At 60.5% G+C, this 14,805-nt stretch carries 14 protein-coding genes; 12 read left to right on the top strand and 2 right to left on the bottom strand.

Annotation, left to right across the window (positions count from 1 at the left end; translation table 11 throughout):
* Positions 1-79: 79 nt before the first annotated feature.
* A complete protein-coding gene (gene rne / locus J2Y39_RS11695; RefSeq protein WP_310217704.1) occupies positions 80-3,367 on the bottom strand; it encodes a ribonuclease E in 3,288 nt (1,095 codons plus the stop codon).
* 699 nt (positions 3,368-4,066) lie between these two features.
* Between rne and rluC the strand changes: the two genes are divergently transcribed.
* Genes rluC through sppA form a run of 3 tightly spaced genes read left to right on the top strand, consistent with a single transcriptional unit; the run spans position 4,067 to position 6,689 of the window.
* Positions 4,067-5,026: a 23S rRNA pseudouridine(955/2504/2580) synthase RluC gene (rluC, locus tag J2Y39_RS11690; RefSeq protein WP_016770994.1), complete on the top strand. Its 960-nt coding sequence runs from the start codon at positions 4,067-4,069 to the stop codon at positions 5,024-5,026.
* Positions 5,013-5,675 (top strand): HAD-IA family hydrolase, encoded by a 663-nt coding sequence (locus J2Y39_RS11685; RefSeq protein WP_310217700.1) that lies wholly within the window; start codon positions 5,013-5,015, stop codon positions 5,673-5,675. Before rluC ends, J2Y39_RS11685 begins: the two co-directional genes overlap by 14 nt.
* A gap of 24 nt (positions 5,676-5,699) precedes the next feature.
* On the top strand, positions 5,700-6,689 hold the full coding sequence (gene sppA / locus J2Y39_RS11680) for a signal peptide peptidase SppA (RefSeq protein WP_310217697.1): 990 nt from the start codon (positions 5,700-5,702) through the stop codon (positions 6,687-6,689).
* An 85-nt stretch (positions 6,690-6,774) separates the two neighbouring features.
* On the opposite strand, the gene J2Y39_RS11675 is transcribed toward sppA, so the two are convergent.
* Positions 6,775-7,353 (bottom strand): nucleoside triphosphate pyrophosphatase, encoded by a 579-nt coding sequence (locus J2Y39_RS11675; RefSeq protein WP_071173215.1) that lies wholly within the window; start codon positions 7,351-7,353, stop codon positions 6,775-6,777.
* Positions 7,354-7,458: 105 nt separating this feature from the next.
* Between J2Y39_RS11675 and J2Y39_RS11670 the strand changes: the two genes are divergently transcribed.
* The 9 genes from J2Y39_RS11670 to mltG all read left to right on the top strand — a co-directional run bounded on the left by J2Y39_RS11670 (position 7,459) and on the right by mltG (position 14,793).
* On the top strand, positions 7,459-7,986 hold the full coding sequence (locus J2Y39_RS11670; RefSeq protein ID WP_003204262.1) for a YceD family protein: 528 nt from the start codon (positions 7,459-7,461) through the stop codon (positions 7,984-7,986).
* A 13-nt stretch (positions 7,987-7,999) separates the two neighbouring features.
* The gene (gene rpmF / locus J2Y39_RS11665) at positions 8,000-8,182 is read left to right on the top strand and encodes a 50S ribosomal protein L32 (RefSeq protein ID WP_003179396.1); all 183 of its coding nucleotides are present in this window, start codon (positions 8,000-8,002) and stop codon (positions 8,180-8,182) included.
* A gap of 4 nt (positions 8,183-8,186) precedes the next feature.
* Positions 8,187-9,197, top strand: a complete 1,011-nt coding sequence (gene plsX / locus J2Y39_RS11660; protein WP_082530305.1) for a phosphate acyltransferase PlsX — start codon at positions 8,187-8,189, stop codon at positions 9,195-9,197.
* Positions 9,198-9,320: 123 nt separating this feature from the next.
* On the top strand, positions 9,321-10,259 hold the full coding sequence (gene fabD, locus J2Y39_RS11655; RefSeq protein WP_310217693.1) for an ACP S-malonyltransferase: 939 nt from the start codon (positions 9,321-9,323) through the stop codon (positions 10,257-10,259).
* A gap of 16 nt (positions 10,260-10,275) precedes the next feature.
* On the top strand, positions 10,276-11,019 hold the full coding sequence (gene fabG, locus J2Y39_RS11650; RefSeq protein WP_310217691.1) for a 3-oxoacyl-ACP reductase FabG: 744 nt from the start codon (positions 10,276-10,278) through the stop codon (positions 11,017-11,019).
* A gap of 196 nt (positions 11,020-11,215) precedes the next feature.
* Positions 11,216-11,452 (top strand): acyl carrier protein, encoded by a 237-nt coding sequence (gene acpP, locus J2Y39_RS11645; protein ID WP_003175607.1) that lies wholly within the window; start codon positions 11,216-11,218, stop codon positions 11,450-11,452.
* A 108-nt stretch (positions 11,453-11,560) separates the two neighbouring features.
* On the top strand, positions 11,561-12,805 hold the full coding sequence (gene fabF, locus J2Y39_RS11640) for a beta-ketoacyl-ACP synthase II (protein WP_252868088.1): 1,245 nt from the start codon (positions 11,561-11,563) through the stop codon (positions 12,803-12,805).
* Entirely contained in the window at positions 12,805-13,620 is an 816-nt protein-coding gene (gene pabC, locus J2Y39_RS11635; RefSeq protein WP_252868087.1) for an aminodeoxychorismate lyase, read from the top strand. Before fabF ends, pabC begins: the two co-directional genes overlap by 1 nt.
* 3 nt (positions 13,621-13,623) lie before the next feature.
* Complete coding sequence (mltG, locus tag J2Y39_RS11630; protein WP_310217687.1) at positions 13,624-14,793, top strand: endolytic transglycosylase MltG; 1,170 nt, start codon at positions 13,624-13,626, stop codon at positions 14,791-14,793.
* Positions 14,794-14,805 lie beyond the last annotated feature (12 nt).

The raw sequence follows: 14,805 nt of genomic DNA, 5'->3' as shown, positions 1-14,805 counted from the left end.
GTGGATGATGCTGGTATTTCAGGCAATAAAAAGCCCCGCCAGGCTTTCACCGGGCGGGGCTTTTTAATGGCTTCAGGAATTACACGAGTGGTTTAGGCTCGTGCTCTTTTTCCTGGGCTTCTTCGCGCTGTTCAACCGCGTCCTGAACGGAGCGTGGTGCTTCAGCGATCACCGCTTCAACCGATGCTTCTTCCGCGACCGGGGCAGGGGCTGCCTCGATCACTTCAGCCGCAGCGGCTGGTTCGGCAGCCACTGGCGCTGCAGCGGCAGCCAGTTCGGCTTCCTTCTGCAGGCGCTCGGCTTCACGCTTGCGACGACGCACTTCACGCGGGTCGTTTGGCGCGCGGCCGTTTGGCGTCAGGGCGCTGACCGGAGCCGGAGCTTCAACCAATGGCGCTGGCGCTTCGACTGCGGCTGGTGCTTCTTCAGCCTGAGCTTTTGCAACTGGTGCTTCGACAGCTGGTGCTTCAACCACTGGCTGTGGAGCCGGTTCGGCCGCTACAACTACTGGTTCGGAAACCATGGCCTGCGGTACTTCGGCTTCAGTGACTGGCGCTGGAGCTTCGGTCACAGCTGACTCGGCAACCCAGTTGAACGCAGTCTGCTCTTCGCGAACTTCACGCACGGTTTTGGTCACGTTTTCGCTGACGGTTTCGGTTGCTGGTTCGGATTCAGCAACTGGCGCTTCAACGACAGCTTCCGGTTCGGCAGGCGCTTCAACCTGAGGCTGAGCTTCGCGGACCGGGGCGACTTCGATTTCCGGTGCAGCAGTCACTTCCACTGGAGTGGTGGCTTCGACAACCGGCGCTTCGACTGGAGCGGTTTCCAGTGTGGCGGCAGTGGCGCGTTCAGCCTGCTCGTGAGCTTCGGCTTCTGCCGGAGCGCTGATGGTGCTGCTGGCAACGGCAGCGGTGACGGCCAGGCCAGCGGCCAGATCGGCAGTGCTTGGCTCGCCAGCGTTTTCAGCGGACTCGGATTCTTCCGAACCTTCGATCACATTGCCGTTGGCATCACGTTGACGCTCGCGACGGTTGCTGCGACGACGCTGGCCACGGGAGCGACGACGTGGACGATCGCCTTCGGCGTTGTCCTGACCGTCTTCCGGCAGTTGCTCTTCGTTGTTGCTGTTCACTTCTTCTTCAGCAACGGCAGCAGCGGCCTGCTCGGCACGCGGTTGACGCTCTTCACGCGGTGGACGCGGAGCGCGTTCTTCGCGTGGCTGACGCGCCGGACGCTCTTCAGCGGTCACGGCAGCAACGGCTGCGGCTGCGGCTGGCGCGGCGTCCAGTGGCTCGCGCAATTCACGTACGCGTTCTTCGCGCTCGCCACGCGGCTTGCGATCTTCACGTGGGGCACGCGGTGCACGTTCTTCACGCGGGGCACGTGGTGCGCGCTCTTCGCGGGCTACCGGCGCTTCGCTGCGGGTTTCACGCGGCTCGCGGGCTTCGCGTGGCTGGCGCTCTTCGCGCGGCTCGCGTGGTGCGCGCTCTTCACGTGGAGCACGTTCTTCGCGTGGCTTGCGTTCTTCATCACGACGACCGTTGCGGTTGCGGCTCTGCTGACGACCGTTGCGACGCTCTTCGTTGCGCGCTGGACGCTCGGTGGCAGCCGGTTTCGCAACAGCGACCGGTGCGGCTGGCTCTTCCTTGGTGGCGAACAGGCTGACCAGCGACTTCACGAGGCCCTTGAACAGGCTTGGCTCAGGCGCGGCAGCTGGTGCTGGAGCAGGTGCGGCAGGTGCAACTTCAGTCGGCACCGGTGCGTTGGCACGGGCCGGCGCAGTTTTCACTGCAGCTTCCTGGCGAACCAGAGTGCGGGTCGCAGCGGCTGGCTGGACTTCTTCGACTTCGGCAGCGGCCGCAGCGATTTCGTAGCTGGACTGGTTGGTCGCGGCTTCCGGGCTGTCGTCACGCAGGCGCTGAACTTCGAAGTGCGGCGTCTCGAGGTGATCGTTCGGCAGAATGACGATACGGGCACGGGTGCGCAGTTCGATCTTGGTGATCGAGTTGCGTTTTTCGTTGAGCAGGAACGCAGCGACCGGGATCGGCACTTGCGCGCGAACTTCGGCGGTGCGGTCTTTCAGGGCTTCTTCTTCGATCAGGCGCAAGATGGCCAGCGACAGCGATTCAACGTCACGGATGATGCCGGTGCCGTTGCAACGCGGGCAGACGATGCCGCTGCTTTCGCCCAGCGATGGACGCAGGCGCTGACGGGACATTTCCAGCAGACCGAAACGCGAGATGCGGCCGATCTGCACACGGGCGCGGTCAGCTTCCAGGCATTCGCGGACTTTCTCTTCCACGGCGCGCTGGTTCTTGGCCGGGGTCATGTCGATGAAGTCGATGACGATCAGGCCGCCGATGTCGCGCAGGCGCAACTGACGGGCGATTTCTTCGGCGGCTTCAAGGTTGGTCTGCAGCGCGGTTTCTTCGATATCGCTGCCTTTGGTGGCGCGCGCCGAGTTGATGTCGATGGACACCAGGGCTTCGGTCGGATCGATGACGATGGAGCCGCCGGAAGGCAGTTCGACGACGCGCTGGAACGCGGTCTCGATCTGGCTTTCGATCTGGAAACGGTTGAACAGTGGCACGCTGTCTTCGTACAGCTTGATCTTGCTGGCGTACTGCGGCATCACCTGGCGGATGAAGGTCAGGGCTTCGTCCTGGGCTTCAACGCTGTCGATCAGCACTTCGCCGATGTCCTGGCGCAGGTAATCGCGGATGGCGCGGATGATCACGTTGCTTTCCTGGTAAATCAGGAATGGCGCGGAGCGATCCAGCGAGGCTTCTTTGATGGCGGTCCACAGTTGCAGCAGGTAATCGAGGTCCCACTGCATTTCTTCGCTGCTGCGGCCCAGGCCGGCAGTACGCACGATCAGACCCATGTCGGCCGGAGCAACCAGACCGTTCAGCGCTTCACGCAGTTCGTTGCGTTCTTCGCCTTCGATGCGACGGGAGATGCCGCCGGCACGCGGGTTGTTCGGCATCAGTACGAGGTAACGACCGGCCAGGCTGATGAAGGTGGTCAGGGCGGCGCCCTTGTTCCCACGTTCTTCTTTCTCGACCTGAACGATGACTTCCTGGCCTTCGCTCAGGACGTCCTTGATGTTGACGCGGCCTTCGGGGGCTTTCTTGAAGTATTCGCGGGAGATTTCTTTGAGGGGCAGGAAGCCGTGGCGCTCGGAGCCGAAATCGACAAAGGCAGCCTCAAGGCTTGGTTCGATGCGAGTGATACGGCCTTTATAGATGTTGGCCTTCTTCTGCTCGCGTGCACCGGATTCGATGTCCAGGTCGTAGAGGCGTTGGCCATCTACCAGTGCAACACGCAACTCTTCGGGTTGAGTTGCGTTAATCAGCATTCTTTTCATGTAGTACCGTCGGTTTCCGGGCTGCCGGAAACGGCGTTCGGCACACACGACTTCTCACGGTCGGTGTCAGGTGCGTCGGGAGTGGTTGGCCATTCCCGTGTCCAGCGATGTGCGGCCAATTGGGCCGATACCGCGACGTACGCGTCCTGCTTGCTGTGGCTACTTAAGCACTCAGTCAGGAGGAGGAATCAACCAGCGGCTGTGGACGAGATGAAGCGTCTTGATCAAAGCTTGTTGCTACACAGTCCGGCGGTTGTGCATCTCCACCCTACACGTATCCCTGATAATTCGGGTGCTGCCGCGCGCAGAATCCGCAGCGGGTTGGCATTTACCGTGAGCTCCGAAAGGGGAGGTCACGCATCATGGCTAATTCAGGCGATGTTTCCGAAGCAATCGCTCGGGGTCATTCGCAGTCGACTGCACTTTGTGAACTGGCCTCGAATGTCGCCTGCCTGGCGAGTCAGAACTCTGCCCGGCGGTGTAATTCAGGCCTCATGTCACCTGCGCTCGTTACAACCGCAAACTCCACCGTTACGTAGCGAAAGCCCCGTAGGACGGCCTCGCGCCCTGGTGAATTGCGTTGGTCAGGGCCGGTCTTTGACCGTGGTTCCGCTGTCCAGGCCGCTTTTGGCGGCGTTCGCGACTATAGCAGCAATGATTAAGTGCTTCAATTCCATAAAAATTGTTATCATCCGCGGCATGACAACTACTGCCCCTTCGACTCCAGGCGTTCAACTGCTTGAAGTCTCGCCGGAGTATGCCGGCCAACGAATCGACAACTTTCTCCTCGCCCGGCTCAAAGGCGTGCCCAAGACCTTGATTTACCGCATTTTGCGCAAAGGCGAAGTGCGCGTGAACAAAGGTCGGATCAAGCCCGAATACAAGCTGCAGGCCGGCGATATCGTGCGCGTGCCGCCGGTTCGCGTGCCTGAGCGCGACGAACCGGTACCGCTGGCCCAGGGGCTGTTGCAGCGCCTGGAAGCCTCGATTGTCTTCGAAGACAAGGCCCTGATCGTGATCAACAAGCCCGCCGGCATTGCGGTTCATGGCGGCAGCGGGCTGAATTTCGGCGTGATCGAAGCCTTTCGTCAGTTGCGTCCCGACGCCAAGGAACTGGAGCTGGTTCACCGTCTTGACCGTGACACCTCCGGCCTGCTGATGATCGCCAAGAAGCGCAGCATGTTGCGCCACCTGCACGAGCAGTTGCGCGGCGATGGCGTCGACAAGCGCTACATGGCGCTGGTCCGTGGCAACTGGGCAACCTCGATCAAGCAGGTTCGCGCTCCGCTGCTCAAGAGCAATCTGCGTTCCGGCGAGCGCATGGTCGAAGTCAATGACGAGGGCAAAGAAGCCCTGACGCTGTTCAAGGTGCTGCGCCGCTTCGGTGATTTTGCCACCATGGTCGAAGCTAAACCGGTTACCGGTCGTACCCACCAGATTCGCGTGCACACCTTGCATGCTGGCCATTGCATTGCCGGTGACAGTAAGTATGGCGACGAGGATTTCACCAAGGAAATCCGCGATCTGGGCGGTAAGCGCCTGTTCCTGCACGCTTACATGCTGACCGTGCCGCTACCCGACGGCGGCAAGCTGAATCTGCAAGCGCCCGTCGATGAAATGTGGGCCAAGACCGTGGAGCGATTGAGTGCGCCCATCTGATTACAAGCTGCTGATTTTCGACTGGGACGGCACCCTTGCCGATTCCATCCATCGGATCGTCGAGGCCATGCACTCGGCGTCCGGGCGTTCCGGTTTCGAGCTGCGCGATGACTTCGCTGTCAAAGGCATCATCGGTCTCGGCTTGCCGGAGGCGATTCACACGCTGTACCCCGAAATCAGCGACGCAGAAATGCTCGCGTTTCGTGAGTATTACGCCGATCACTACATCGCTGCCGAAGCCGTGCCGTCGCCGCTGTTCGAGGGCGTGGTCGAGTCGATGGCATCGTTTCGCGAGCAGGGTTATCACCTGGCGGTAGCGACGGGCAAGAACCGTCGCGGACTGGATCGGGTGCTCAAGGCCAATGGCTGGGAAGATTATTTCGATATCACCCGCGCCGCCGATGAAACTGCCAGCAAGCCACACCCTCTGATGCTTGAGCAGATCGTCAGCCACTGCGGCGTACGTCCGGAGCAGGCGTTGATGGTCGGCGATTCGTCGTTCGACCTGCTGATGGCACGCAACGCGGGGATGGATTCGGTGGCGGTCAGTTACGGCGCGCAATCGATCGAGTCCCTGCAACAGTTCGAGCCGCGCCTGTCGATCGACCGTTTTTCTGAATTGCACGCCTGGCTGGGTCAGCAGGCTTAATACGTTTTTGCTGGGGTAGATGGCATGACCGACGAATGGAAAGCACCGGCCAAGGCAAGTGCCGACGACGGTGACGCGAAAAGCTGGAAGCTGTTGGAAAAGACTTTGCTGGCCGGCGTGCAGGAACAACGCCGTTCGCGGCGCTGGGGGATTTTCTTCAAGCTGCTGACGTTTGTTTATCTGTTTGTTGCGCTGCTGCTGTTCACGCCGCTGATGGACATGGAAAAAACCGCCACCCGCGGCCCGAACTACACGGCGTTGATCGAGATCGACGGCGTAATCGCCGACAAGGAGCCGGCCAGCGCCGACAATATCGTTGGCAGCCTGCGTGCGGCGTTCGAAGACAAGAAGGTCAAGGGCGTGGTCCTGCGCATCAATAGCCCGGGTGGCAGTCCGGTGCAGTCTGGCTATGTCTATGACGAGATCAAGCGTCTGCGTGGGTTGCATCCGGAGATCAAGCTCTACGCAGTGATTTCCGATCTTGGTGCTTCGGGCGCCTATTACATCGCCAGCGCGGCGGATCAGATCTATGCCGACAAGGCCAGTCTGGTCGGCTCGATCGGCGTGACGGCGGCGGGTTACGGTTTCGTTGGCACCATGGAAAAACTCGGGGTTGAGCGCCGCACCTATACCTCGGGCGAGCACAAGGCATTCCTGGATCCGTTCCAGCCGCAAAAGCCTGAAGAAACCGCATTCTGGCAAAGCGTGCTGGACACCACGCACAGGCAGTTCATCAACAGCGTCAAGCAGGGCCGTGGCGATCGTCTGAAGGACAAAGAGCATCCGGAGCTGTTTTCCGGGCTGGTCTGGTCGGGTGAGCAGGCGCTGCCGCTAGGCCTGATCGATGGCTTGGGCAATGCCAGTTCGGTGGCGCGTGATGTGATTGGCGAGAAGGAGCTGGTGGACTTCACCGTGCAGGAATCGCCGTTCGATCGCTTCTCGAAAAAGCTCGGCGCCAGCGTGGCCGAGCAGTTGGCGATGTGGATGGGTTTCCACGGGCCTTCGTTGCGGTAATTGTTTCAAGGTCAGAAGATCGCAGGTCAGCGGCAGCTCTTGCACAATCGGTGTCGGAGCTGCCGAAGGCTGCGATCTTTTGCTTTTAAGGGATTTGCACACCCTCGACCAACAACATATCGATCAGGCGAATCAGCGGCAGGCCGATCAGGCTGGTGGCATCCGGGCCTTCGGTCGATTGAAACAGGCTTACGCCGAGTCCCTCGGCCTTGAAGCTGCCGGCGCAGTCGTACGGCTGCTCGATGCGCAGATAGCGCTCGATGCGTGCCTGATCCAGCTGGCGCATGTGCACGGTAAACGGCACGCAGTCGACCTGGCATTGCCCGGTCTGGCTGTTGAGCAGCGCCAGGCCGGTCAGGAAGGTCACGCTCGCGCCGCTCGCCGCCATCAATTGCTCGCGAGCCTTCTCGAAGGTGTGCGGCTTGCCGATGATCTGTTCGCCGAGGACGGCAACCTGATCCGAGCCAATGATCAGATGAGCAGGGTGGCTGTCCGCCAGGGCGCGGGCTTTTTCCTCAGCGAGGCGTTTGACCAGATCGATCGCGGATTCGCCCGGGCGGTGGCTTTCGTCGATGTCCGGCGAGCTGCAGACGAACGGCAGGTGCAGGCGGGCGAGCAATTCACGGCGATAAGTCGAGCTTGAAGCGAGTAATAAAGGCAGCATGGACGTCTCCTGAGGCAGGTGCGGATTCTAGCGGAGGCGCGCAAGTGACGGACAGGGCACAATTTCCTTTGACATGGGTGGGTGCATCCCTATAATGCTGCGCCTATGTTGAATGACCCGATTCCACCTCACGTTGACCCGCGCAAATTGGCTGACCGTGGCACCACCCTTCAAGGTGAACTGCTGCTGGCCGATTTGAAGAGACTCTGCGACCCGCTTTCCGACGATGTCGGTACGGTGCAGGCCAAATTCGTTTTTGAACGAGATGAACGTAAGTCTGTGGTCATCCACAGCTTTATCGACACCGAAGTCAAAATGGTTTGCCAGCGTTGTCTTGAGCTGGTCACCCTGCCGATCCACAGCGAATGCAGTTACGCGGTGGTGAAGGAGGGTGCGAATACCCAGTCGTTGCCGAAAGGTTATGACGTGCTGGAACTGGGCGAAGATCCATTGGATCTGCAGTCACTGATCGAGGAGGAGCTTCTGCTCGCCTTGCCCATTGTGCCTGCTCATCATCCGGAAGAATGCCAGCAGCCGGCGGGAGCAGATGAGCCCGAACCGAGCGAGGACGAGGTAACGCGGTCCAACCCGTTCAGTGTATTGGCGCAGTTAAAGCGTGACCCAAACGTTTAGGAGTTAATCAATTATGGCTGTTCAGCAGAACAAAAAATCCCGCTCTGCCCGTGACATGCGCCGTTCGCACGACGCTCTCGAGGCTAGCACCCTGTCTGTAGAAAAAACCACTGGTGAAGTTCACCTGCGTCACCACGTATCGCCAGAAGGCGTTTACCGTGGCCGTAAAGTGATCGACAAGGGCGCTGACGAGTAATCACTTGTCTGCTCAAGTCATCGCGATTGACGCAATGGGCGGGGACTTCGGTCCCCGCAGCATTGTTCAGGCCAGTCTCGCTTGCCTGTCTGCTACACCCTCGCTGCACCTGACCCTCGTCGGTCAACCCTCCCTTCTTGAAGAACTGATCCACGGCCAGTCGGCTGCCGATCGCGCGCGCCTGACGATTGTCGCGGCGAGCGAAGTCATCACCATGGACGAAAAACCCGCCCAAGCCCTGCGTGGCAAGCCGGATTCGTCGATGCGTGTAGCCCTTGAACTGCTGCGCGATGGCAAGGTGCAGGCCTGTGTCAGTGCCGGCAATACCGGTGCGTTGATGGCCTTGTCGCGTTTCGTGCTGAAGACATTGCCCGGCATTGATCGTCCGGCCATGGTCGCGGCCATTCCGACGCAGACCGGTTATTGCCAGTTGCTCGATCTGGGCGCCAACGTCGATTGCAGTGCCGAGCATCTGTTGCAGTTCGCGGTCATGGGTTCGGTGGCCGCGCAGACTTTGGGCATTGCCCGTCCACGTGTTGCGTTGCTGAACATCGGCACCGAAGACATCAAGGGCAATCAGCAGGTCAAACTGGCCGCCACGTTGTTGCAGGCTGCGCGCGGGATCAACTACATCGGTTTTATCGAGGGCGACGGCTTGTATCGCGGCGAGGCCGATGTGGTGGTGTGTGACGGCTTCGTCGGCAACATCCTGCTCAAGTCCAGCGAAGGTCTGGCGACGATGATTGCTGCGCGGATCGAGGCTTTGTTCAAGAAAAACTTCGCTTCGCGCGCTGTCGGCGTTCTCGCGCTGCCGTTGATGAAGCGTCTGCAGGCCGACCTGGCCCCGGCGCGGCATAATGGCGCAAGCTTTCTCGGCTTGCAGGGCATCGTCGTGAAAAGCCACGGATCGGCCGGGGTACAGGGCTTTCAGAGTGCCATTCAACGGGCGCTGATCGAGATTCAAGAGAACCTCCCCGAGCGTCTCCACGGTCGTCTGGAGGAGCTGTTGTCTTAGGCGTTTTCGTCGGACAATGCTTAAATGTGACCGCCCGGTTCAAAGGGCCATCCAAACTGTCAGTTTCTGGCGTCCCCAACAGGGCGTTATTTTCCGACGACAAGATCATTAGGGGCTTGTTACATGTCTGCTTCCCTCGCATTCGTCTTTCCAGGACAGGGTTCGCAGTCCCTCGGCATGCTGGCCGAGCTGGGCGCGCAACATCCGCTGATCCTCGAAACCTTTCAAGAAGCCTCTGCTGCGCTGGGCTACGACCTGTGGGCACTGACCCAACAGGGTCCGGAAGAGCTGCTCAATCAAACCGACAAAACCCAACCAGTCATTCTGACCGCTTCGATCGCCCTGTGGCGTCTGTGGCTGGCCGAAGGCGGCGCGCGTCCGGCGTTTGTCGCCGGCCACAGCCTGGGTGAATACAGCGCGCTGGTTGCCGCCGGCAGCCTGACCCTGGCTGACGCGGTCAAGCTCGTCGAGCGCCGTGGCCAGTTGATGCAGGAAGCGGTGCCGGCCGGGCAAGGCGGCATGGCCGCGATCCTCGGCCTGGAAGATGCCGACGTGCTGGCTGCCTGCGCCGAAGCGGCGCAAGGCGAAGTCGTCAGCGCAGTGAATTTCAACTCGCCGGGCCAAGTGGTGATCGCCGGTGCCAAGGCGGCCGTCGAGCGCGCCATCGAGGGTTGCAAGGCCCGTGGTGCCAAGCGCGCCATGCCATTGCCGGTGAGCGTGCCGTCGCACTGCGAGCTGATGTGTCCGGCTGCCGAGCGTTTCGCCGAATCCATCGCCGCCATCGACTGGCAGGCGCCGCAGATCCCGGTGGTGCAGAACGTCAGCGCGCAAGTGCCGGCCGATCTGGAAACCCTCAAGCGCGATCTGCTCGAACAGCTCTACAAGCCAGTGCGCTGGGTTGAATCGGTGCAGACGTTGGCCGCCAAGGGCGCGACCAATCTGGTCGAATGCGGCCCGGGCAAAGTCCTCGCTGGCCTGAACAAACGTTGCGCCGAAGGCGTTTCGACTTCCAATCTCAATACCCCAGATGCCTTCGCTGCCGCTCGCGCAGCGCAGGCCTGAATCAGGAGAAACTTGCATGAGTCTGCAAGGTAAAGTTGCACTGGTTACCGGTGCAAGCCGCGGTATCGGCCAGGCCATCGCGCTGGAACTGGGTCGTCAGGGCGCCATCGTTGTCGGCACCGCGACCTCCGCGTTGGGCGCCGAGCGCATTGCCGCGACCCTGAAGGAAAACGGTATTCAGGGCGCCGGTTTCGAACTCAATGTCACCAGCGATGAGTCGGTCAGCGCCGTGCTGGCAGGCATTCAGGAGCAGTTCGGTGCGCCGGTGGCGATTCTGGTCAATAATGCCGGCATCACCCGCGATAATCTGATGATGCGCATGAAAGACGACGAGTGGTACGACGTGATCGATACCAACCTGAACAGTCTGTATCGGCTGTCCAAGGGCGTTTTGCGTGGCATGACCAAGGCGCGCTGGGGTCGAATTATCAGTATTGGCTCGGTGGTGGGTGCCATGGGCAACGCCGGCCAAGTAAACTATGCAGCCGCCAAGGCCGGTCTGGAAGGTTTCAGCCGGGCGATGGCGCGTGAAGTCGGTTCGCGTTCGATTACGGTCAACTCGGTAACCCCAGGGTTCATCGACACCGATATGACCCGCGAGCTGCCTGAAGCACAGCGTGAAGCCTTGCAGACGCAGATTCCGCTGGGTCGTCTGGGGCAAGCTCAAGAGATCGCGTCCGTGGTCGCTTTTCTTGCATCCGACGGTGCGGCATACGTTACCGGGGCTACAATCCCGGTGAACGGTGGGATGTACATGTAAGTAAAATGTGACGGATTGCTTCAAAAAAATGTCATACGAGCTGTCTAAAATCCGTTATAAAGCTGCAATCTATTTATAGGCAGAGGGTCGCAGGGTTTGAGGAGTGAAGCTTTCAGTTGAAAAACTGAAAAGGCTTTCTATACACTTACCCACTGGCCAGCTGCCTGAATTTGTCCATTAGGAGTGAAAACAAGGTATGAGCACCATCGAAGAGCGCGTCAAGAAAATCGTTGCCGAGCAACTGGGTGTTAAAGAAGAAGAAGTGGTCAACACCGCTTCCTTCGTAGAAGACCTGGGTGCCGACTCCCTTGACACCGTTGAGCTGGTGATGGCTCTGGAAGAGGAATTCGAGACCGAAATCCCTGACGAAGAAGCTGAAAAGATCACTACTGTACAAGCTGCAATCGACTACGTTACCAGCCACCAGGCGTAACAGTTTGTAATCGTTGCTTGCTGTCATGGAAAAACCGCACTGCCATCATGGCGTGCGGTTTTTTCTTTAGGCCTGATGCAAAGTCGTCATTTGAAAAAGGAGAGTGCTGTGTCGCGTAGACGCGTCGTAGTCACCGGTATGGGTATGTTGTCGCCACTGGGCACGGATGTGCCGAGCAGTTGGCAGGGCATTCTGGCTGGCCGCAGTGGCATTGGTCTGATCGAACACACCGACCTTTCTGCCTATTCGACCCGCTTCGGTGGTTCGGTCAAAGGCTTCAATGTCGAGGAATACCTGTCGGTCAAGGAAGCGCGCAAGCTCGACCTGTTCATTCAGTACGGCCTCGCCGCAGGCTTTCAAGCCGTGCGCAACGCCGGTCTGGAAGTCACCGATGCCAACCGTGAACGCATTGGCGTGGCCATGGGTTCGGGGATTGGCGGTCTGACCAATATCGAAGAGACCAGCCGCACCCTGCACGAGACCGGTCCGCGACGGATCTCGCCGTTCTTTGTGCCTGGCTCGATCATCAATATGATTTCCGGTTTCCTGTCCATCCATCTGGGCGCACAGGGACCCAACTACGCCATCGCCACCGCGTGCACCACCGGTACGCACTGCATCGGCATGGCCGCGCGCAACATCATGTACGACGAAGCCGACGTGATGATTGCCGGCGGTGCGGAAATGGCCGCTTGCGGTCTGGGCATGGGCGGCTTCGGCGCATCCCGTGCACTGTCGACCCGCAATGATGAGCCGACCCGCGCCAGCCGTCCGTGGGACAAGGGCCGTGACGGCTTCGTCCTGTCCGACGGTGCCGGCGCTCTGGTTCTCGAAGAGCTCGAACACGCCAAGGCCCGTGGCGCTACGATCTACGCCGAGCTGATCGGTTTCGGCACCAGCGGCGATGCGTTCCACATGACCTCGCCACCCGCCGATGGCGCCGGTGCCGCGCGCTGCATCACCAATGCCCTGCGTGACGCGAAGATCAACGTCGATCAAGTGCAGTACATCAACGCCCACGGCACCTCGACCCCGGCCGGCGACCTTGCCGAAGCCAATGCGATCAAGTCTGTGTTCGGCGATCACGCCTACAAGCTGGCCGTCAGCTCGACCAAGTCGATGACTGGCCACCTGTTGGGTGCGGCGGGCGCGGTCGAAGCGATTTTCAGCGTGCTGGCGATCAACAGCCAGGTGGCACCGCCGACCATCAACCTTGATGAACCGGACGAAGGCTGCGATCTCGATTTCGTTGCGCACACCGCGCGTAACATGGACATCGATGTCGTGCTGTCCAACTCCTTCGGTTTTGGCGGCACCAACGGCACTCTGGCGTTTCGCCGGTTCGCCAGCTGATGGACAGCTGGGTCGACGGTCAACCGGCTGACGCGCTGTCGCTGAAAGATCGCGGCCTGGCTTACGGCGATGGTCTGTTCGAGACCATTGCCGTGCGCAGCGGTCAGCCGGTCCTGCTGGATCGGCACCTGGCGCGCCTGGCCGATGGCTGTGCGCGTCTGGCCATTGCGACCGATCTCGAGCTGGTTCGCCATGAGCTGCTCAGCTATGCCGCTGCGATGGGCGAGGGCGTGCTCAAGCTTATCCTCACTCGGGGTGACGGCTTGCGCGGTTATGCGCCCGATCCTGCGGCGCAGGGCCGACGCATCCTGCAAGGCAATCCGCCGGCAGCGTATCCCGCTGCCCATGCCGAGCACGGCATCCGCCTGTTTCCCTGCAACACGCGTTTATCTACGCAGCCGTTGTTAGCCGGGCTCAAACATCTGAATCGACTGGAACAGGTGCTCGCCCGCGCCGAATGGCAGGACAGCGAGCATGCCGAAGGCTTGATGCTCGATCAGGCCGGGCGCGTCGTCGAAGGTGTGTACAGCAATATTTTCCTGGTGCGCGACGGTGGTCTGATTACGCCCGACTTGAAGCGCTGCGGCGTCGCTGGGGTGATGCGCGCGGAAATATTGTTTCAGGCCGAGTCGCTGGCCATCCCCACGCAAATCGCCGATATCAGCCTCGAACAGCTGCAATGGGCTGATGAAGTGTTTGTCTGCAACAGCGTTTATGGCGTCTGGCCGGTACGCGCCTGTGCTGCACTGAGCTGGCCGGTTGGCCCGCTCACCCGTAAACTGCAAACCATTGCCCGCGCGCTACTGGATGCTTGATTCGTGAGACGTAAACTTTTGCTGCTGCTGGAAACCGGACTGGTTCTGGCAGGGCTGCTGTTGGGCGCCAGCGCCTGGAAAATTCATTCGGCGCTGGAACAGCCCCTGAACATCCCGCAGGAACAACTGCTGGATGTGCCGAAAGGCTCTACACCGACCCGTACCTTCCTTGAACTCGAAACCGATGGCGTCATCAAGGACGCGTTCTGGCTGCGCGTCTACTGGCGCTTCAATCTCGCCGGCACACCGATTCACAGCGGCGAATACCGCATGCAGCCGGGCATGACCGTCAACGGTCTGATCGATTCGTGGAAGCGCGGCGACGTGGTTCAGTACAGCCTGACCCTGGTCGAAGGCTGGACTTTCCATCAAGTGCGCGCCGCCCTGGCCAAGGACGACAAGCTCGAGCAGACCCTCACCGGCCTGAGCGACAGCGATGTGATGGCGAAGATCGGCCACAAAGGGTTGTTCCCTGAAGGCCGGTTCTTCCCGGACACCTATCGTTTCGTGCGCGGCATGTCCGATGCCGAGCTGCTGAAAAAGGCCTTTGATCGTCTCGATGAAGTGCTCGCCAAAGAGTGGGCGCAGCGTTCTGCCGATGTGCCTTACAGCGAACCTTATCAAGCGCTGATCATGGCCTCGCTGGTCGAGAAAGAGACCGGTGTTCCGCAGGAGCGTGGGCAGATTGCCGGGGTGTTTGTGCGGCGCATGGCGTTGGGCATGCAGTTGCAGACGGATCCGACGGTGATCTATGGCCTCGGCGATCGCTACACCGGCAAGCTGACCCGCGCGCATCTGAAAGAACCGACACCCTATAACACCTATGTGATTCCCGGTTTGCCACCGACGCCGATTGCGATGGTCGGACGCGAAGCGATTCATGCTGCGCTCAACCCGGTGGAGGGCAGCAGCCTGTATTTCGTCGCCCGTGGCGATGGCAGCCATGTGTTCTCCGATGATCTGGATGCGCACAACAACGCAGTGCGCGAATACCAGCTCAAGCGCCGTGCCGATTACCGTTCCAGCCCGGCACCAGTAACCGCGCCGGCCACCGATGAGGCGATTCCGGCGGCCTCGCCGAACACCGCGCCCGAGGCGCTGCCGCAAGTGCCGCCGCAAGAATCTGCGCCAGCCCCGGAACCGGACGCCGCTGCACCACAGAACGCGCAATGACTTTGATGAAGG

It is taken from the genome of Pseudomonas sp. 2957, assembly GCF_031456345.1.
GTDB classification, from domain to species: Bacteria; Pseudomonadota; Gammaproteobacteria; order Pseudomonadales; family Pseudomonadaceae; genus Aquipseudomonas; species Aquipseudomonas siliginis.
This window is presented reverse-complemented; position numbering and strand designations above follow the sequence as displayed.

Excerpts from the sequence above, each read along its gene's own strand:
- acpP (WP_003175607.1), top strand. The coding sequence starts at position 11,216 with ATGAGCACCATCGAAGAGCGCGTCAAGAAAATCGTTGCCGAGCAACTG.
- rluC (WP_016770994.1), top strand. The coding sequence starts at position 4,067 with ATGACAACTACTGCCCCTTCGACTCCAGGCGTTCAACTGCTTGAAGTC.
- fabD (WP_310217693.1), top strand. The coding sequence starts at position 9,321 with ATGTCTGCTTCCCTCGCATTCGTCTTTCCAGGACAGGGTTCGCAGTCC.
- rne (WP_310217704.1), bottom strand. The coding sequence starts at position 3,367 with ATGAAAAGAATGCTGATTAACGCAACTCAACCCGAAGAGTTGCGTGTT.
- J2Y39_RS11670 (WP_003204262.1), top strand. The coding sequence starts at position 7,459 with ATGTTGAATGACCCGATTCCACCTCACGTTGACCCGCGCAAATTGGCT.
- sppA (WP_310217697.1), top strand. The coding sequence starts at position 5,700 with ATGACCGACGAATGGAAAGCACCGGCCAAGGCAAGTGCCGACGACGGT.
- J2Y39_RS11675 (WP_071173215.1), bottom strand. The coding sequence starts at position 7,353 with ATGCTGCCTTTATTACTCGCTTCAAGCTCGACTTATCGCCGTGAATTG.
- fabG (WP_310217691.1), top strand. The coding sequence starts at position 10,276 with ATGAGTCTGCAAGGTAAAGTTGCACTGGTTACCGGTGCAAGCCGCGGT.
- pabC (WP_252868087.1), top strand. The coding sequence starts at position 12,805 with ATGGACAGCTGGGTCGACGGTCAACCGGCTGACGCGCTGTCGCTGAAA.
- rpmF (WP_003179396.1), top strand. The coding sequence starts at position 8,000 with ATGGCTGTTCAGCAGAACAAAAAATCCCGCTCTGCCCGTGACATGCGC.